This is a genomic window from Sediminibacterium ginsengisoli (genome assembly GCF_900167075.1).
In the GTDB taxonomy this organism is placed as follows: Bacteria; Bacteroidota; Bacteroidia; order Chitinophagales; family Chitinophagaceae; genus Sediminibacterium; species Sediminibacterium ginsengisoli.
In genome coordinates this window covers 133167-151562 of sequence record NZ_FUWH01000003.1, presented here as the reverse complement: position 1 = coordinate 151562, position 18396 = coordinate 133167, and the positions used below count along the sequence as shown (strand labels likewise).

The 18396-nt window shown below is 47.6% G+C and carries 16 protein-coding genes; 15 read left to right on the top strand and 1 reads right to left on the bottom strand.

Annotation, left to right across the window (positions count from 1 at the left end):
- The first annotated feature begins 13 nt into the window (after positions 1 to 13).
- From B5D42_RS06360 to B5D42_RS06350, 3 genes are all read left to right on the top strand, one after another.
- A complete protein-coding gene (locus B5D42_RS06360) occupies positions 14 to 874 on the top strand; it encodes a sugar phosphate isomerase/epimerase family protein (RefSeq protein WP_078830629.1) in 861 nt (286 codons plus the stop codon).
- A gap of 272 nt (positions 875 to 1146) precedes the next feature.
- Entirely contained in the window at positions 1147 to 3000 is a 1854-nt protein-coding gene (locus B5D42_RS17845; protein WP_176112925.1) for a hypothetical protein, read from the top strand.
- Positions 3001 to 3018: 18 nt separating this feature from the next.
- A complete protein-coding gene (locus B5D42_RS06350) occupies positions 3019 to 3756 on the top strand; it encodes a hypothetical protein (RefSeq protein WP_078830627.1) in 738 nt (245 codons plus the stop codon).
- A 151-nt stretch (positions 3757 to 3907) separates the two neighbouring features.
- Here the strand turns inward: B5D42_RS06350 and B5D42_RS06345 are convergent, their stop codons facing one another.
- Positions 3908 to 5377, bottom strand: coding sequence for a Gfo/Idh/MocA family protein (locus tag B5D42_RS06345; protein ID WP_078830626.1), 1470 nt, complete (start codon positions 5375 to 5377; stop codon positions 3908 to 3910).
- A 180-nt stretch (positions 5378 to 5557) separates the two neighbouring features.
- Between B5D42_RS06345 and B5D42_RS06340 the strand changes: the two genes are divergently transcribed.
- From B5D42_RS06340 to B5D42_RS06285, 12 genes are all read left to right on the top strand, one after another.
- Positions 5558 to 8932 carry a trifunctional glycoside hydrolase family 18/polysaccharide deacetylase/glycosyltransferase family 2 protein gene (locus B5D42_RS06340; RefSeq protein ID WP_078830625.1) on the top strand — a complete coding sequence of 1125 codons (3375 nt, stop codon included), beginning with the start codon at positions 5558 to 5560 and terminating at the stop codon, positions 8930 to 8932.
- Positions 8933 to 8981: 49 nt separating this feature from the next.
- Positions 8982 to 9944: a transketolase family protein gene (locus B5D42_RS06335; RefSeq protein WP_078830624.1), complete on the top strand. Its 963-nt coding sequence runs from the start codon at positions 8982 to 8984 to the stop codon at positions 9942 to 9944.
- A gap of 150 nt (positions 9945 to 10094) precedes the next feature.
- Positions 10095 to 10865: a DUF6515 family protein gene (locus B5D42_RS06330; protein WP_139367018.1), complete on the top strand. Its 771-nt coding sequence runs from the start codon at positions 10095 to 10097 to the stop codon at positions 10863 to 10865.
- A 120-nt stretch (positions 10866 to 10985) separates the two neighbouring features.
- Entirely contained in the window at positions 10986 to 11339 is a 354-nt protein-coding gene (locus B5D42_RS06325) for a helix-turn-helix domain-containing protein (protein WP_078830622.1), read from the top strand.
- 69 nt (positions 11340 to 11408) lie between these two features.
- Complete coding sequence (locus B5D42_RS06320; protein WP_078830621.1) at positions 11409 to 11936, top strand: ExbD/TolR family protein; 528 nt, start codon at positions 11409 to 11411, stop codon at positions 11934 to 11936.
- Positions 11937 to 12070: 134 nt separating this feature from the next.
- Positions 12071 to 12325 (top strand): T9SS type A sorting domain-containing protein, encoded by a 255-nt coding sequence (locus B5D42_RS06315; protein WP_078830620.1) that lies wholly within the window; start codon positions 12071 to 12073, stop codon positions 12323 to 12325.
- Between the two features lie 163 nt (positions 12326 to 12488).
- Positions 12489 to 13433, top strand: a complete 945-nt coding sequence (locus B5D42_RS06310) for an isopenicillin N synthase family dioxygenase (protein ID WP_078830619.1) — start codon at positions 12489 to 12491, stop codon at positions 13431 to 13433.
- A 123-nt stretch (positions 13434 to 13556) separates the two neighbouring features.
- Complete coding sequence (gene chrA / locus B5D42_RS06305; protein WP_245825589.1) at positions 13557 to 14813, top strand: chromate efflux transporter; 1257 nt, start codon at positions 13557 to 13559, stop codon at positions 14811 to 14813.
- A 47-nt stretch (positions 14814 to 14860) separates the two neighbouring features.
- Positions 14861 to 15604, top strand: coding sequence for a ParA family protein (locus B5D42_RS06300; protein WP_078830618.1), 744 nt, complete (start codon positions 14861 to 14863; stop codon positions 15602 to 15604).
- Between the two features lie 38 nt (positions 15605 to 15642).
- Positions 15643 to 16374, top strand: coding sequence for an esterase family protein (locus B5D42_RS06295; RefSeq protein WP_078830617.1), 732 nt, complete (start codon positions 15643 to 15645; stop codon positions 16372 to 16374).
- Positions 16375 to 16477: 103 nt separating this feature from the next.
- The gene (locus B5D42_RS06290; RefSeq protein WP_139367017.1) at positions 16478 to 17257 is read left to right on the top strand and encodes a peptidase associated/transthyretin-like domain-containing protein; all 780 of its coding nucleotides are present in this window, start codon (positions 16478 to 16480) and stop codon (positions 17255 to 17257) included.
- 81 nt (positions 17258 to 17338) lie between these two features.
- Entirely contained in the window at positions 17339 to 18385 is a 1047-nt protein-coding gene (locus B5D42_RS06285; protein ID WP_245825588.1) for an efflux RND transporter periplasmic adaptor subunit, read from the top strand.
- The last annotated feature ends 11 nt before the right edge of the window (positions 18386 to 18396 follow it).

Sequence of the window (18396 nt, the reverse complement as noted above, 5' to 3'; positions counted from 1 at the left end):
TCAAACCAATATTATGTCAAGCAACCGCAGGGATTTTTTACGCAATACCGCATTCGCCACGTTGGGACTGACATTTGCCTCACGCCTTGGCGCCGCTCCGTTCAGTGCAATGAAAAAACTGCCGTCTTTCGGTCTGCAGCTCTGGACCGTTAAAGATGACATAACGAAAGATGCAAAAAGCACACTGAAGAAATTATCAGAATACGGATACAAACAGATCGAAAGCTTTGAAGGCAAATCCGGGATGTTCTGGGGAATGACCAACAAAGAGTTTAAGAAATACATGGATGATCTGGATATGAAGATTGTGTCCTCACACTGCAACAATACCGTTGACTTTGAACGGAAAGCCGCAGAGGCGGCGGAAATCGGCATGAAATACCTGATCTGTCCGTATAAAGGCAAACAGAAAAGCATAGACGATTTTAAACGCTTTGCAGACGAATTCAATAAATCGGGCGAGATCTGCAAAAAGAACGGGATCCGGTTTGCCTATCATAACCACGACTATTCATTCAAAGAGATCGATGGTAAAATACCACAGGTTGTGATGATGGATGGAACCGATAAAAACCTGGTAGACTTCCAGATGGATATTTACTGGGTTGTGGCTGCCGGGGAAGATCCTAAGAAATGGTTTGAAAGATACCCCGATCGTTTCCGTCTCTGTCATGTAAAAGACCTTGCCAAAACCGACAAGGGGCATGAGTCTGTACAGCTCGGTAAAGGCACGATCGATTTTCCATCCATTCTGAAATACGGACAGGATAAAGGCCTGAAATATTTTATAGTAGAACAGGAGGCTTTTACGGGCACAACACCATTACAAAGTGCAGATGCAGACGCGGCTTACATGAAAGCCTTCTCTATCTGACCGGAAATAAGACAAAAAGAAACGGCCGTCTCAATCTAAAAAATTGAGGCGGCTTCTTCTTTGGGGTTGTGAGGGTTGATGGTATTGTGATCAGGGTTGGGCATGCCCGCCCGCCACATTGCTGCTCACCGATTCTTCCAACTTAATGGTATTGGTTGATGTTTTAAACATCCAGCAAAGATGATTAAAACCTGTTGGTTAAAAATGGGTGTTTTAACGATGTTTTATTCTGTTTTAGATCGATAGTTTCACCGTCCCAAAATTAGACTATTGTGAAACTAACTAAACTTTTAATGAGACCGGCCATTTTATGGCTGCTGGCGATGACATTGCATGTGTCCTGCCGCAAATTGGAGATCACCCGAACAAATGATGATATTAGCAAGGAAAAATTCTTTGGTGCCCATCGCAGCGGCGATGCAGCTGAAACGGTGGTAGTAGCATACATCCAGCGAAAGAACCAAAGCCACCCTTTTATAGTACAGACCATTGAACGGATCGGTTATCCCCGGTGGGACAAGATGCTGAAAAAGGGCGCAAAAAAAACCAGGGTTGGAATGAACGGAAGTGGCTTGTCAGTTAGTTCAAACCAGAATGGAAATGAAAGTGATGTTTATTATGTGCCCTTTGCACGTGATTCCCAAAACCATGTAAATGCTGTAATGATTATAACAGCTTCAGCTAGCGATACCACGATCAGTTATGTCAATGACTGGCAGTATAAAAGGCTACTATATTTGGACGCTTCAAAACAAAAGGCTCAGCAGTTTGCTTTGTCTTTCATGATGTTCGATAAGATCGTATTTGGACATAAGAATTTCAGGATAACTGATCCATCCATTTTTTCCAGCCAAGATCATGCCGAAGCCAATTCTATATTTGTTGCCATCGGAAAAAAGGAGCATCAGCAAGCGGTTAAAAATGATATGCTGTATTATTCTGAAACTTGTGAGGACGTGACTATTTTTTTTACAAATTGTCCTTATATCAGAACAACGGGCAATTGCTTTGGGCCGGGCGGAATCTGCGACCGATGTCCAGAATGTCCTTCTGTTCAGATGGATCTAACTTTTTGCTATGGACAGTGGTTAGATGATGGCTTGGGCGGCGGATCAGGTGAAACTGGCGGTGGAAGTGGAGGAGGTGGAACCGGAGGCGGTGGTGGTTCGGGTCCTCCACCCACCCCATGCGACGGTGGTGGCAACATCCCAGATTCTAAAAATGTTGAGGTACAGACTAAAGTAAAACTTAGCGGCGTTGACCCGAATGATCCCTGTGCGCCAGGGTGGGAGCCGAGTGATCCAGAGCCCGACCCTGAGCCGCAAATGACTATTTCAGAAAAAGCAATCTTTGATCAAATAGATGCCGAAGACCTGGCCGATAATGTCATACTTGCGGGAGGTTGTAATGGCACTAATCGAACCGGCAATGTAAAATGGTCAGGAACTTTAGAGCACTGGCTCATTATGTATAACTATGTACTTGAAAACCCAATCGCGGGTGAGGTTGAATTTGGGGTTCCTGGAGCAAGTAGTACAGGAAGCGGCAGGCAGGGATATGCTGATATAGTAAACACAATTACTGGCGAAATATTTGAAGTAAAACCCAACAATCCACAGGGTTTATCGGATGGACGGACTGAAGTGGCCTCGTATGTAGCACTGGCGAATACGCATTGTCCGATGAAGCCTATTGCCATTGCCCCGGCATGGCAGAAGGGATTTACCTTTGCAACCAGGTATTACCAGGCAAAGAGACCGAATGAGTGGCTGGAAGCATCGCTGGCTGAAAGTGGTGTAATTCTGTACAGGTATGTGCCCAAAAGTTCTGTGCCCGCACCGATACCTGTGGCTATACCGCAAACCAATCTCGACAGGATTTCAAGATTAGCAAAGAAACTAATGAATAATCTGCAAAATTCCGATGCTGTTATTGCCGAATTTTTCCGCGATACTGCGAATTTACCTTTGCTAAACTATATTAAAGCAGCTGGTGTCACAGTTGGAGTAGGCATTATAGTTGGAACAATAGTTCAGGATATTTTGACCTGGGGAGGAGGATTGGCCGATGATTGGGCAAGTTTCATGCTGGCAGGAAGGATCATACGTTATGCTCGTGCTTTATAATACCTTAAATTTATCGTTATGAATAGACAAGTTTCGAACACTCTTTTTTCTTACCCGGATATATATATCGAGCAGTGTGAAAAACGATACGGTTTAAAATTTTCGCAAAAATTTGTTGATTGCGCCAATAGTCAGCTAACATCATTATTTGAAAATCGTGTCGGATTTAAAGTGAACAAAAAGGTTTTAATAGGGTGGGCTGGGGCATCAACACAGGAATTTTTTCTGCGAACCAAAGATTCAATAACAGAATTTTCATCTGAAATCTGGATAAATAACTACAATTTCCCGGTCACTATATCCTGGAAATCAAAGTCAGGCAGGGTTTACAAAACGGATGACAGCGATGTTGATTGTTCTGATATAGAATTCTGGTTTGAGGGATTGGATCCGCTGGCGTATCATAAGCAGATGTATCCAAACATTGGACAGCCTTTTAAAATAAAAGACCTGACTTATGAATTAATCGTTGAACGTCTGAACATAGACTGCAGCATCCAATTAGAACTCAGAGAAGGAGTAGCTGTGGATACTCCGAGTGTGTTTCAGCAAATAGACGATTTTATCGGTGACTTCAATGAACGTTCAGAGAAAAAGGATCGAGAATACGGCGTGGTGCATAACTGGAGATTTTCGCATGAAGGTGATCGTATCACCTATGATATCGATCTCGGTTCAGCAGGAATGGGTTTTCTTAAAAAACTGCTTGAGTTCTTTTCGAAGCTGGATCTATTCTCAATAGTAAAGGTCGAGTGATGGGATTAAAATATCAGTATAAAAGAGGAAGTCTCAACGTAAAATAAAAGCTCTGAGAATCGCATAAACGACACTTGCTCTCCATCAGGGATCCGAATAAAGAGAGGCTGTATCAAAAGTAAGATACAGCCTCTCTTTTTGATATCATCTCTTACACACCCAGGCTCCAGCCGTCGCGGTAAGTACGTTTTACGAACTGGTTGGCTTCGTCGAAGTTGGTGATGCGCATATTGGGTCCGTCCCACAGCAGTTTGATATTACGGCCGGGATAAGACACTTTTCCTTTATCATCTTTTTTCTGGATATCATAGCTGCGTATAGCCAGGTTACCCATCAGTACGCTTTCGGTAAGCGGTCCGGCAATATCGAAATGTGAGCTGAGGTTCTTTGCTTTTTCGCTGCCATAACCGGCAATGGCGGCTTCTACCCACGCGGCATAGTGGCCGGCATCGCCTTTGGGTACACGGGCAATGGTTTGTGGCGTATTGGTTTCTTTGGTGCGTGATGTTGGCAGCAGCTGCGGGTTGATACCATAAGTGCCGCACATCATCTTACCCTTGGTCCCGATAAATATCGCACCGTTGCCGCCATCGCCCATCATTTCATTGGGTCCGAGTTCTTCAGGCCTTTCCGGTTGTATGCCACCATCCATCCAGTGGAGTTTCACATCAGGTTTACCCTTTTCTCCTTTGAAGGTTAAGGTAATGGATGATGAAACAGGACCTGATTCCGGATGGTAGGCTTTTGTCCAGTTCTGGATATAGGGAGTTGCCACACTGCATTCTGCCGAAACGGGATAGCCGAGTCCGAGCACTGCAAAAGCCGGCGCCATGATATGGCAGGCCATGTCTCCGAGGGCTCCGGTTCCGAAATCCCACCAGCCACGCCAGTTGAATGGCAGCAGTCCGTCTACATACTCCCTGTAAGGTGCAGTACCCAGCCAGAGATTCCAGTCGAGCTCAGCCGGAATGGCATTGGTAGCGGAAGGCCAGCCGATACCCTGCGGCCATACGGGTCTGTCGGTATAACAATAGATCGTATGCACATCGCCCAGCAGGCCGGCATTGTACCATTCCATTAATTGCCGTACACCGTCTCCGGAAGATCCCTGGTTACCCATCTGTGTTACTACCTTATAGCGGTGTGCTGCCTGGGTAAGCATACGGGCTTCGTAAATATCGTGGGTTAAAGGTTTCTGAACGTATACATGCTTGTTGAGCTGCATGGCGGCCATGGCCTGTACAGCATGCATATGGTCTGGTGTGGATACGGATACGGCATCGATATGTTTCGCTTCCTTATCCAGCATTTCACGGTAATCCTTATACAGTTTGGCTTTTGGATAACGCTGACGGCTTTTCTTCGTCTGCCTCTCATCCACATCGCAGAGAAACGCAATATCGGCTTTGCCGCTCTGGAAGAAGTTCCAGAGATCGCTTTCGCCCTTACCGCCGGCACCGATACCGGCTATCTGCAGTTTGTCGCTCGGTGCTGTAAAGCCCGGTCCGCCCAGTACATGGCGGGGCAGGATGTAAAAACCTGCGAGCGCAGTGGCTCCGTTACGCAGAAAATTTCTTCTCGAACGCTGGTTATTCGCTTCTTCAACCGGCTTCTTTTTCATGGCAATTGTTGTTGGTTTTAGGATACGTTAAATAGGATCATGAATGTATTGCATTTTCAGGAAAAAAAGACCAATGTCCATATGGTAGTTTTATCAAATTTTACCAGCACTTTATCGTTTGATTATTTGAAACAAGCCGTGATCTTTCTAATTTGCGCTATCTAGACCGGTTACCCCTGCATGAGCATACATAATGAACAGATATTTCAGACCAGCAACCCGTCGCGCTGGCAACGGGTGAAATGGGGGAGTCGCATCCTGTTATTCCTGCTGGTTGTTTCCATTGCCGCATTCATCATCGCTTATATCACACTTGGCGTTCAGAAGCTGCCCTCCTTTGAAGACCAGGCACGGAAAAAAGTATTGCTTTCCGAAAAGACCAATGTGCCGCAGGCTAAACAATACCAGGGTATCCGCAAATTCATAGATGACCGCTGGCGCCGGGGCAAAGGCAGCGGTCAGCACGACAGCGTGCTGAATCTGTCCAACTCCCCTTATTTCAGCGACAGCCTGGGTATCCGCGCGGCTTTCTATGTAAACTGGGATCCGCAGTCGCTGATCTCTTTACGCAGGCATGTAAACAAGCTCAACCTGGTGATTCCCGAATGGTTTTTTCTCAATCCGTCGGGCGACAGTCTCGAAACAAGAATAGACCAGTCGGCATACGGCATCATGAAAAATGCAGGCGTGAAAATAATGCCCCTGCTTACCAATAACTATAATGCTGCCTGGCGGGGCGATGTAGTGCACCGCATACTGAATAATCCCGCCAAAAAAACAAAACTGATCAACGCCCTGCTCGATGTTTGTAAACGATATGGTTTTGCCGGTGTCAATATAGATTTTGAAGCGCTGATAGAAGAAAAGAATGAAGCGCTCACGGCATTCCAGAAAGAATTGTATGAACGCCTGCATGCAGCAGGATTGCTGGTATCGCAGGACGTAAGCCCCTTCAACACGGATTACGATCATGCCGCACTGGCAAAATACAACGACTATATTTTCCTGATGGCTTACGATGAGCATTCTTCAGGCAGTAAGCCCGGACCTGTCAGCAGCCAGCGCTGGGTGGAAAAAGCACTGGATCATGTAGCATCGAAAGTGCCGCCGGAAAAGATCGTGTTGTGTATGGCAGGATATGGTTACGACTGGGTGGCAGGCGGGCAAACCACCACGCTCAGTTACGATAAAGCATTAACCGTTGCAAGGGAAAGTGAAGGGCATGTACGGTTCAGTAACGAAACGTTCAATCTCAGTTACCAGTATTACGATGAAGTGAACGATCTGCACGAAGTACATTTTACAGATGCAGTCTCCAACTTCAATACAGTCCGTTATGCAACGGAATACGGACTGGCGGGAACATCTTTGTGGCGGCTAGGGAGCGAAGACCTGCGACTGTGGAAATTCTATAACCAGCCTATGACCAAAAAGGCATTGCGCAGTTTCGATTTTACACAGCTTACTAAAATAGACGGCAGTAATTCGATCGATTATATCGGCGAAGGCGAAGTGATGAATGTGGTGTCGCTGCCGAGGAAGGGACATATCACACCTGAGCTGGACACATCATCCATGCTGATCACGGAAGAACGTTATGATTCATTGCCATCCATGTTCCTGGTGAAGCAGATGGCCCCTCCCGAAGGAAAGAAAATGGTCCTGACGTTTGATGATGGGCCTGATCCGGAATACACCGGTAAAGTGCTGGATATACTGGCGAAGTACAAAGTGCCTGCGGTGTTCTTCCTGATCGGGATCGAAGCAGAGAAAAATATCCCGCTGGTAAAAAGGATCTACCGCGAAGGGCATGAACTGGGCAACCACACATTCACGCATCCCAACATCGCAAGGGTGAGTAACCAGCGCGCGAGTCTTGAGATCGACGCAACACGTTTGCTGCTGGAATGCATCACCGGACATGGTACCGTGCTTTTCCGCGCGCCATACAGCGATGCTGATAATACAAGACCGGGCGAAATGGAGGCACTGATGCCCATCAGCCTGCGGCGTACAGAAGACTATCTCACGATCGGAGAAAATATAGACCCCAAAGACTGGCAGATAGGAGAGGATCATCCCCTGAATGCGGATTCTATTTTCAACCGTGTGGTAAAGATGAAAGATTCGGGCAATATCATTCTGCTGCATGATGCGGGCGGAAACAGGTTGGCAACCATGGAAGCCTTGCCGCGCATCATTACATACCTGCAGAAAAACGGCTACAGGTTTACAAGTATTGCAGACCTGCTCGGTAAAAAGAAAGATGAGATCATGCCGCCGGTTCCGCAGAAAGATCTGATGCAGCTGAATTATCTTTTAATGGAAGGCGGTTACTACGGCAGCCGTATCCTTGCAGGTTTGTTTATCGTATTCCTGTTGCTCGGAACGATCAGGATGCTGATACTGCTGGTGCTCGCAACCCTGCAGCACCGCCGTGAGAAAAAACTGCGTTTCGAAACAGGAGAATATCCGCTGGTATCAATAATAGTACCTGCATATAATGAAGAAGTGAATGCGGTAAGCTCATTGCATAACCTGCTGAAATGCGATTATCCTGATTTCAATATCATATTTGTAGACGACGGAAGCAAAGACGCGACGTATGAAAAAGTATATGCTGCGTTTAAAGAACATCCGAAAGTGCGGGTACTGAGCAAGCCTAATGGCGGGAAAGCTTCTGCATTGAATTATGGTATAGCGCAAACGAATGCCGGATTTGTTGTCTGCATTGATGCCGACACGAAGCTGAAGCCGGATGCAGTAAGTAAAATGATGCGGCATTTCGCCGGCAATGCAGAAACGGGAGCGGTAGCCGGTAATGTGAAAGTGGGAAATGAGGTGAACCTGCTGACGCGCTGGCAGAACATAGAATATATTTCCAGCCAGGGCATAGACCGTAAAGCATTTGCCTGGTTCAATGCCATTACCGTAGTGCCCGGAGCCATCGGTGCATTCAGGAAAGAGGCCCTGTTAATGGCGGGCGGGTTTACTACCGATACGCTGGCGGAAGATTGTGACCTTACTATCCGCATCCTGCGTTGCGGTTACCGGGTTGTGAATGAAAATGATGCCGTGGCCCTCACAGAAGCACCGGAAACCCTCAAACAGTTCATGAAACAACGCTTTCGCTGGACATTCGGGGTGATGCAGACCTTCTGGAAAAACCGGGATGCATTGTTCAATGTAAAATACCCGCGGATCGGCTGGATCGTGCTGCCGGATATCCTGTTGTTCAAATACATCATTCCGCTGTTTGCGCCCTTTGCCGACCTGATGATGCTGATAGGCTTATTTACCGGTAATGCGGCCGAAATAGGGATCTATTACCTGCTGTTCATGCTGGTAGACATAGCTGTGGCCATACTGGCCTTCAGTTTTGAAAAGGAAAAAGCCGGGAAACTGGTCTGGCTTATCCCCCAGCGCATCGTTTACCGGTGGCTGCTGCTGGTAGTCCTGTTCCGGGCAATGCGGAAAGCCGTAAAAGGAGAATTGCAGCACTGGGGTGTTTTAAAAAGAACGGGGAATGTAAAAGAGGTTGTGGCCGGCAATTAAACCGTTTTCCTTTACTTTGCAGCACTTTCAACGCAAATTATAGACTGTTATGAAGCTAAAAGATATCCAGGTACTCAACGAAAAAGAAACCCGCGGCGGTTTTGGCGAAGGCATCCACGAGATCGGTAAGGAAAATGAAAATGTGGTGGTGCTCACTGCAGACCTCGCCGGATCGCTGAAACTGGGGCCTTTTATCAAGGATTTTCCTGAGCGTTTTGTACAGGTAGGTATCGCAGAAGCCAATATGATCGGTATTGCTGCGGGTATGACCATCGGCGGCAAAATCCCTTACACCACTACTTTCGCAAACTTCAGCACCGGCCGTGTGTACGACCAGATCCGTCAGAGCGTGGCTTACAGCGGAAAAAATGTAAAGATCTGTGCTTCGCACGCAGGACTTACCCTGGGCGAAGATGGTGCAACCCACCAGATCCTGGAAGATATAGGCCTGATGAAAATGCTGCCTGGTATGACTGTGATCGTACCCTGCGATTTCAACCAGACCAAAGCTGCCACCAAGGCAATTGCGGCTTATGAAGGCCCGGTATACCTGCGTTTCGGTCGCCCGAAATGGCCAAACTTCACCAAAGAAGACGGAAGCGATTTCGTGATCGGTAAAGCACAAAAACTGAGTGATGGTGCAGATGTGTCCATCTTCGCCTGCGGCCATATGGTATGGAAAGCCATCGAAGCGGGTTGCATCCTGGAAGAAAAAGGCATCAGCGTGGAACTGATCAATATCCACACGATCAAACCATTGGATACCGAAGCTGTGATCGCGTCTATCAAAAAGACCCGTTGCGCAGTAACTGTGGAAGAGCATAATGTGATCGGCGGCCTTGGCGATGCAATTGGCCAGGTAGCTGCAAAACACTGTCCTGTTCCTGTTGAATACATCGGCACAGACGATACATTCGGCGAAAGCGGTAAACCAACCGAACTGCTCACCAAATACGGCCTCGATACGCCGTTTATTGTTGCAGCCGCCGAAAAAGTAATGGCACGCAAATAAGATGCTCATAAATGAATCAAAGCCACAGCAACAGCTGTGGCTTTTTTATGTGTACTCGCCGATTTTAAGATTTCCTTCAGTAAAAGAAGTATGAGATTTGACCTGTTCCCTGCGATAAAGATTTTATTCAACTATTTTTAAATCTCAGGTATGAAAAACAGGGTTTCGTGGTTAAGGGCCGCCATGGTGTTACTGATAACAATAACAGTGGTTTCGGCAGATGCGCAGCGTGGCAGAGGGCCGCGGCATAATTACAACTGGAAATATTATCCCGCACGCGGACAGCGGTTTTACAGTGTACCTTCTGCCTCGATCAGGTTAACATTCGGTGGGCTGCCTTATTATTACTCGGGCGGCATTTATTACAGACCTTACGGGAATTATTATCGTGTGATCCCTCCGCCGATAGGCATCCATATCAGCACACTGCCCGCAGGTTACTGGCCGATGCGCTGGGGCGGCGGTGCTTATTTTTATTTCAACGGAATTTTTTACCGCCACCAGAATAATGGCTATGAAGTAGTGAGAGCCCCGGTTGGTGCCGACGTTCCCGAAATACCACGCGATGCGAATGTAGTAGTGATCGATGGCAACAAATACTATGAGTACAACGGTACTTATTTCCAGGAATTCACAAGGTCCGATGGCGAGATCTGGTACCATGTAACCGGGAAGAACGGCGTACTGAATACCGGAAAAGCGGATCATGCAATTGCACAGAATGATGAGCCCGTTTACCAGGAACTGCCCGAACCCGCAGACAATGCCAGGCCGGCCATCGGCGATGTGGTGAATACATTACCGGCAGACTGCAAAACCGTGATCATCAATAACAAAAAATTCTACGTATCTGCTGATCATGTTTACTATGAGGAATTCATCGAGAACAATACGCTTAAGTATAAAGTAGCAGGCAGGTAAAAATGGAGTGTATGTCCTCAAATGACAGTAGAATACTTTAACGATATTAAATATCATTAAAAAGACTCAAAATGTCTTTTGAGGACATTTTGCAAATATTGCCTGAAGGAATTTTGATAGGTGAAGAATTCAATCGGATACCGCATCAGGAAACTCAGGGAAAGCAGGGATTACAGCCAGGCCAATATGGCTATGGAGCTCGATATCACGCCCGGCGCCTATGCCAAGATAGAGCGAGATGAAACCGATCCTTCGGCATCGAGACTGCTCCGGATTGCAGAGATCCTGGAAGTGGATGTGATCGCTTTTTTCAGAGATGGTGCCGGTTTGCCGGGCGACACTGAATTGCTGCATAAAACCATCAACAGCCTCAGGGATGATATGGAATTGCTCAAGCTGAATATCCGCCAGTTATACAAGGAAACAGAGCAGCTTCGCCGCGATATCGCCGTTAAGAAGACATCCCGTAAATAAGCCCGTGTAAAAAAATACCCATTTGCTGTGGAATTGCCAGGTTAGGGCATCCTATTGAAAACAATAGTTATGGCAGAAATGGAAACCTCCGGCAATGTTGCTGCCCGTGGCGGCATCCGGTCAAAAAAACGGTCTACACGTGTAGATCTTACACCTATGGTAGACCTCGGCTTTTTACTCATTACGTTCTTCATTTTCACAACCACATTAAATGCGTCGACCGCTATGAAACTGATTATGCCGGACGAAAGCCAACCCGGCAAGCCTCCAACGCTGACAGCAGAGAGTAAAACCATCTCTTTCCTGCTGGGTCCGGATAACACGATCAGCTTTTACAATGGTTCCGCCGTTCAGGAAATGCAGCCAACCAACTATGCTGCTTCCGGTATCCGTTCGGTGATCATGCAGAAAATGGCAGGGGTAGAGAAGAAGTTCGGCAACCGGAATGAAACGGTTGTACTGATCAAGCCAACCAGCGAAGCCAGCTATCAGAATGTGGTAGCAGTGTTAGACGAAATGCTCATCAACCAGGTGAAAAAATACGTACTGATGGATACCACTCCGGAAGAATTGCAAAGGATTTTAAAAAAAGAATAGGCTTCCGTTAAACTTTTTAACAAATCCGGCATCATAATTGCACTCCTTATGCAGCGGAGCATAAGGGATTTGTGTCAAATATATATCCCCCCTGGCATATAATAGCATCCGTACATTTTTAAACGCTATAGGGCATGTATATTCAAAGTTTACAACCGAACCTGGTAGATACCAGCAGTTACCTGACCGTTCAGGCTGACCGTACCGGAAGGCTGATCCTCAAGGTGCTGGATGTGGAGGGGAGAATGGCCAAGACCGTGGTAACCAATATAAGCGAAGGCGTACAGCAATTGGTGGTGAACATGAGCGACCTGGTAAGCGGCCGTTATATCATGAACGCTTTCTCGGGGGATGTGTTCATCAAATCGATCAAATTCGAAAAACAATAATATTCGCCCGTAAGGGATCAGGATTTTTCAATTGGGGGTATGTATAAATACAGTCCCGCCATCACTGGCGGGATTTGTTATTTATACAGGTTCAGCTAAAATCCCGTTATTTTTGCATGTGAGGCTCCGGCCTTATTATTCACGTTTATAAAATCTACATGCTATGGCCATTCCAGTTGTTGATCTTTCCGATTTTTTGAGCGGCGATCCTGTCCGCAAAGACGCGTTTGTCCAGGCTTTGGGGAAAGCATATGAAGAGGTAGGCTTTGTGGCCGTAAAGAACCATGGCATCCCCGACGAGCTGATCGCCAATCAATATGAATATGTGCAGCAATTCTTTTCGCTGCCGCTAGAGAAAAAACTTGCGTATGAAATTCCCGGGCTGGCCGGTCAGCGTGGCTATACCAGCTTTGGCCGTGAACATGCAAAGGGCAGTGAAGCACCGGATCTGAAAGAATTCTTCCAGTATGGCCAGACCGTGGAAGACAATGACCCGATCAAAGAAGAATATCCTGATAACGTTAAGGTAAACGAGATCGCTCCGTTCAACAAGACCCTGTTCGATGCATACCGCAATTTTGAGAAAAGTGGCCGTTCACTGCTGCAGGCTATTGCTCTTTATCTCGGGCTGGACGAGCATTATTTCGATGCGCATATCAAAAACGGCAATTCTATTTTACGCTGTATCCATTATCCGCCTATTACCCAGGAGCCGAAAAGCGCTATCCGTGCCGAGCAGCATGAAGATATTAACCTCATCACATTGCTGGTGGGTGCATCTGCAGACGGCCTCCAGATCCTCACTAAACAGGGAGACTGGGTTGGTGTTACTTCGCTGCCGGAACAGATCGTGGTGAATGTGGGCGATATGCTGCAAAGGCTTACCAATAATAAACTGCGCAGTACTACCCACCGGGTGGTAAATCCATCGCGCGACCTCTGGCATACCAGCCGTTTTTCCATGCCGTTTTTCCTGCACCCTCGCAGTGAAATGAGCCTGGCCTGCCTGGAAAGCTGTATAGATGAATCACATCCCAAAGCCTACCCGGACGCTACTGCCGGTGAATACCTGGATGAACGCCTGCGCGAGATAGGCCTGAAAAAATAAATCATACCGGACGGGATAAAACTACACTATAAGAGCTGTTTTATCCCGTTCAGGACCGATTTCACCGGATTGCGATACTGAAAGCTGTTGAATTTATTTAACTTCCGGCTTCACTTCCATTACTTGATACTCTTACGCCATATCCCCTTTCTGCGTGCCGTATTGTGGCACAGCATTACCGCATTTGGTGGTCCGCAGGGGCATCTGGGTATGATGATGAAGACTTTTGTACAACAACGCAAAGACATCACCGAATCGGAGCTGATAGAATACAACGGATTCTGCCAGCTGTTGCCCGGGGCGTCATCCACACAGATCCTTACCCTCATCGGTTACAAACGCGGCGGTCTCTGGCTGGCCGTGCTTACACTGATGATCTGGATCCTGCCAGCCTGTACCATTATGGGAGGTCTTTCCTTCCTGCTCGATTATTTCGACGATAAAAGCCTGAGCCCGGATCTTTTCAGGTTCATTCAGCCTATGGCTATCGGCTTCATTGCTTATTCTACTTTCCGCATTTTTCATATCGCCATTCATAATACCATTACCCGGGTGATCATGCTGGTGGCAACGCTGGCTACGTTCCTGGCGTTTAAAACACCCTGGGTATTCCCCGTGCTGATCGTTGCGGCGGGTATTGCTACCAATTTCAGCGATAAAAGAATTCCGCAGAAAGGAACGCCGCCCAAAAAGATCAAATGGGGCAATATGCTGATCTTCCTGGCACTTTTCGGTATGGCGGGCTATCTCTCTGAAACGGCCAGCCGTAATAACTGGCGGCTGAAAAAAGAGTTCAACCTGTTCGAGAACGCATTCCGGAACGGCAGTTTTGTATTCGGTGGCGGAGATGTGCTCATGACCTATATGTACGAACAGTACGTGACCCGCCCTGAAACCCGACGTGTAAAGGAAAAGAGACCCGATGTGCTTAAAATGGGCAGGGAGGAATTTCTCACCGGTTCGGGTATTGTAAGAGCTATACCTGGTCCCGTATTTTCCATCAGCGCATTCACCGGCGGCATGGTGATGCGCAGTCTCGGTCCGGGCGACCAGCTGCTGGGTTGTATCATTGGGGCGGTAGCTATTTTTCTGCCGAGTGCCCTGCTCGTGTTATTCTTTTTTCCCGTGTGGCATAACCTGAAACGTTATGCGGTAATCTTCCGTTCCCTGGAGGGGATCAACGCCTCCGTGGTGGGGATCATGTGCGGTGCCACCTGTTACCTGCTCAAGGATACGGTGCTCATGGCCCTGTTCGAGGGGCGGTCGATATGGCTTTGGGACCTGCTCGTGATCGGCTGTACCTTCTTTGTTTTAAGCCGTAACCGGATCCCGGCACCCTATATTGTTATTGCCTGTCTTCTTATGGGCTGGTTGCTCTGATCAGCGTTGCCCTATTGGCATTATGCCAAAATAATGTATATTAGAGCATGGTCATATTAGCGCTATACAACCTTAAGGGCGGTGTTGGCAAAACGGCCGCTTCCGTTAACCTTGCCTATCTCGCGGCACGCGAAGGCTATCATACACTGGTTTGGGATATGGACCCGCAGGGCTCTTCCTCCTTTTACCTGGGAGCACAGGCCGGAGTAAAGAACACTTCCCGCAAGTTGCTGAACAGTGAAATGGACCTGGAAGAAGCGATACAGGCATCACCCTATGAAAACCTGTCCGTCATTCCCGCAGATATATCAGCAAGGCATGCGGATATCCTGCTGAATGAAATGAAGCAATCGAAGAAAAAACTCGCATCACTGCTTCAGCCACTGAAGAAAACATACGATGTGGTGATACTCGATTGTCCGCCCGGCATCTCATTGCTGCACGATGCCGTGTTTGCCGCAGCAGACTGGGTACTGATGCCGAATATTCCCACTACATTGTCTGTACGGTCCTTCGAAACAGTGCTGGATTATTTTAAAGAGCATAACCTCGACAGGGAAAAGCTCAAATGTTTCTTCAGCATGGTAGATCACCGTAAGAACCTGCATCATGAAGTGATGAATGCATTTTATAAAGACAGGCTGTTCTTTAAGAGTTATATACCCTACCTCAGCGACGTAGAAAAAATGGGTGTGAAGGAAGCGCCGCTGGAAACCTATGCCGCCGGCAGTTATGCAGCACAGTGTTACCGTGACCTCTGGAAAGAGATCCGGAAGAATTGTATTGAATAGGAAGAAGCAAACGCTCCTTCCTGTGAAAATGTTTATGTATGCAAAAAGAGACAACCAGCTGGCATAGCCCGGCACTAGATAAAACAATGCCTATTGCTTCTTACGGGCACTATGGTTTTGCATTGCTGCTGATACCCACGGCAGCGGCGGATTACCTGGAATATGAACGCTTTCAGCTGATCGAAGCACTGGCGCCTTATATCAAAGCGGGCAAGCTGCGTGTGTTCAGCATCGACAGTATCAATAACGAAAGCTGGATGAACAATGAAATGCGCCCTGAACATAAGGGCATCCGTCATAACCAGTTCAATGAATATGTGTTTGAGGAAGTAATCCCGTTCATCCGCAACGCCACCAGTAACGACACAATGATCTATACCTGCGGCGCATCGTTCGGAGCATTGCATGCGATGAATCTCTTCCTGAAACGGCCCGATATCATCAACGGGGCCATCAGCATGAGCGGCGTATATGATCTGACCGAATACAGCAAAGGGTTCTGGGATGAACAGGTTTACTACAACAGCCCGGTACATTACCTGCCCTCTTTAACAGACCAGTGGTACCTGGGAAAAATAAAAGCCAGTCAGCATATCCATATCTATACCGGCAGCGGGTCTTATGAAGATCCGGACGGCTCGCGGAGGCTGGCAGGCGTACTGCATGAAAAAGGGATTTCCTACGACCTCGATATCTGGGGCGATGATATCAACCACGACTGGCCTACCTGGCGTACAATGCTGCCGTATATCATCGATGTAAAATTTTAGCAACAATTTCAGCAATCTGCAAAATCAACGTTAATTCGGTAATGTAGTCTTGTTCTATGCTTTCGCTGTTTTAATATTACATCCTTATTAATTTATCCAGGATTTGAGAAAAAGGCTACCCGTTCTTCTTATTGTATTACTGACTGGCTGTTTTGGAATAGTGCAGGAAGCGCATGCCCAGTTCGTTACCATCAGCGGAACCGTATATGATGTGAGCGGACGCAGGCCTATCGAATCCGTAGCCGTACTGAGCAATTCGGGGCGCGGAACCATTACCGATTCGCTCGGGCGTTACCTCATTACCGTTAAAAACACAGACTCCATCTGGTTCTCACTCATCGGTAAGGCAACACAGAAATACGCGGTGGATACCATTTCCAATATGGACAAGTTCAATATCATGATCCATATACGCGCTGCCGAACTGCCGGAAGTGAAAGTGCGCAATAACTATTATAAATACGATTCCATACAGAACCGGAAAGATTATGCCAGGGTTTTCGATTTTAAGAAACCCTCATTAAGGCTGAGCGATAATCCCAATTACAACCCGGGCGGCCTTACCGTGGGCTTCGACCTGGATGAGATCATCAATCTTTTCCGCACCAAACGGAACCGGAGCCTGCTCAACCTGCAGAACAGGCTGCTGCAGCAGGAACATGATAAATACATCGACCGCCGTTTCAGCAAACAGTTTGTGCGCAAGCTCACCAATCTCCAGTCTCCCGAACTGGATACTTTCATGATACGTTTCAGACCAGCCTACGAGGAGGTCATATTGCTGAACGACCTGGAGCTGGGTTATTTCATCCAGAAGCAATATGAAATATACCGGTCTACCCGCTACAACTGGCGCGGATCTCTTCGCAGAAGGGATGAGTAACGCTGTTCAACCATTTATACATTGTTAAAACACTGGTTATAAAATACTGCTATCTTTAGTGGTCTTAAAACCAACCAGCCGTTGAAAAGAATTTCCATGCTGCCGTTAGCTATGCTCGTGCTACTGGCATGTAAAAGCAAGAAAGAACAACCTAAACAGGCAGCCGGCAACCAGCCGGTGGTCGTAGACGTGATCATAGCGTCTACCAGCAGCCTCAGCAATACGCTTGAAGTGAACGGAACGGTAGTGGCCAATGAAGCGGTAGAGCTCAGGCCCGAGATCAGCGGCCGGCTTGTGCAGCTGAACCTGCCCGAAGGCGCTTCTGTAAAGCAGGGAACTGTATTGGCAAAGATCAACGATGCCGATATCGCTGCAACACTGGAAAAAACAAAAGTTCAGCTCGACCTGGCGGAGAAAACCGAAGCCCGGCTGAAAAAACTGCTGGCAGTGAGCGGGATCAACCAATCAGATTATGATGTTGCGCTGAACCAGGTAAACAGCCTGAAAGCAGATATGGCGGTTACGCAGGCATTACTCGATAAAGCCGTTGTGCGTGCACCGTTCTCCGGTGTGCTGGGATTGCGGATGGTAAGCCCGGGCGCATATGTTACTTCTGCAACCGTGCTGGCAACCCTGCAACAGACCGACCAGGTAAAAATAGATTTTACCTTACCCGAAATGTACGCGTCACTGATCGAAAAAGGCCGCACGGTAACAGTGCAGACCAATGAGAATAATACATTGCGCAAAGCGCGCATCATTGCAACCGAACCCCAGATCAACGCAACAACCCGCAACCTGAAAGTAAGGGCCGTGCTGGAAGGCAAAGCCATTCATCCGGGAGCGTTCGTGAAAGTAAGACTGGAAACCGGCGGCAGATCCAGCAGCATACTGGTGCCAACCAATGCGATCATCCCCGACGCAAAAGCGAAAAAAGTGGTGGTGGTACGCCAGGGTAAAGGCGTATTTGTTGACATAGAAACCGGGTTACGTGAAGCTGGTGCAGCAGAAGTGGTGAAGGGCCTTGCGGTGGGAGACAGTGTGGTGGTTACCGGTGTTCTGTTCGTTCGCCCGAAATCGCCGGTAAAAGTGAGAAGCGTGAAAAAGCTTTCAGACTTCACCCAGTAATCAGCGCCGGT

What these genes read in the sequence shown, in the direction of transcription:
- B5D42_RS06360 (WP_078830629.1), top strand. Translation starts at nt 14, where the DNA reads ATGTCAAGCAACCGCAGGGATTTTTTACGCAATACCGCATTCGCCACG.
- B5D42_RS06350 (WP_078830627.1), top strand. Translation starts at nt 3,019, where the DNA reads ATGAATAGACAAGTTTCGAACACTCTTTTTTCTTACCCGGATATATAT.
- B5D42_RS06345 (WP_078830626.1), bottom strand. Translation starts at nt 5,377, where the DNA reads ATGAAAAAGAAGCCGGTTGAAGAAGCGAATAACCAGCGTTCGAGAAGA.
- B5D42_RS06340 (WP_078830625.1), top strand. Translation starts at nt 5,558, where the DNA reads ATGAGCATACATAATGAACAGATATTTCAGACCAGCAACCCGTCGCGC.
- B5D42_RS06335 (WP_078830624.1), top strand. Translation starts at nt 8,982, where the DNA reads ATGAAGCTAAAAGATATCCAGGTACTCAACGAAAAAGAAACCCGCGGC.
- B5D42_RS06330 (WP_139367018.1), top strand. Translation starts at nt 10,095, where the DNA reads ATGAAAAACAGGGTTTCGTGGTTAAGGGCCGCCATGGTGTTACTGATA.
- B5D42_RS06320 (WP_078830621.1), top strand. Translation starts at nt 11,409, where the DNA reads ATGGCAGAAATGGAAACCTCCGGCAATGTTGCTGCCCGTGGCGGCATC.
- B5D42_RS06315 (WP_078830620.1), top strand. Translation starts at nt 12,071, where the DNA reads ATGTATATTCAAAGTTTACAACCGAACCTGGTAGATACCAGCAGTTAC.
- B5D42_RS06310 (WP_078830619.1), top strand. Translation starts at nt 12,489, where the DNA reads ATGGCCATTCCAGTTGTTGATCTTTCCGATTTTTTGAGCGGCGATCCT.
- B5D42_RS06300 (WP_078830618.1), top strand. Translation starts at nt 14,861, where the DNA reads ATGGTCATATTAGCGCTATACAACCTTAAGGGCGGTGTTGGCAAAACG.
- B5D42_RS06295 (WP_078830617.1), top strand. Translation starts at nt 15,643, where the DNA reads ATGCAAAAAGAGACAACCAGCTGGCATAGCCCGGCACTAGATAAAACA.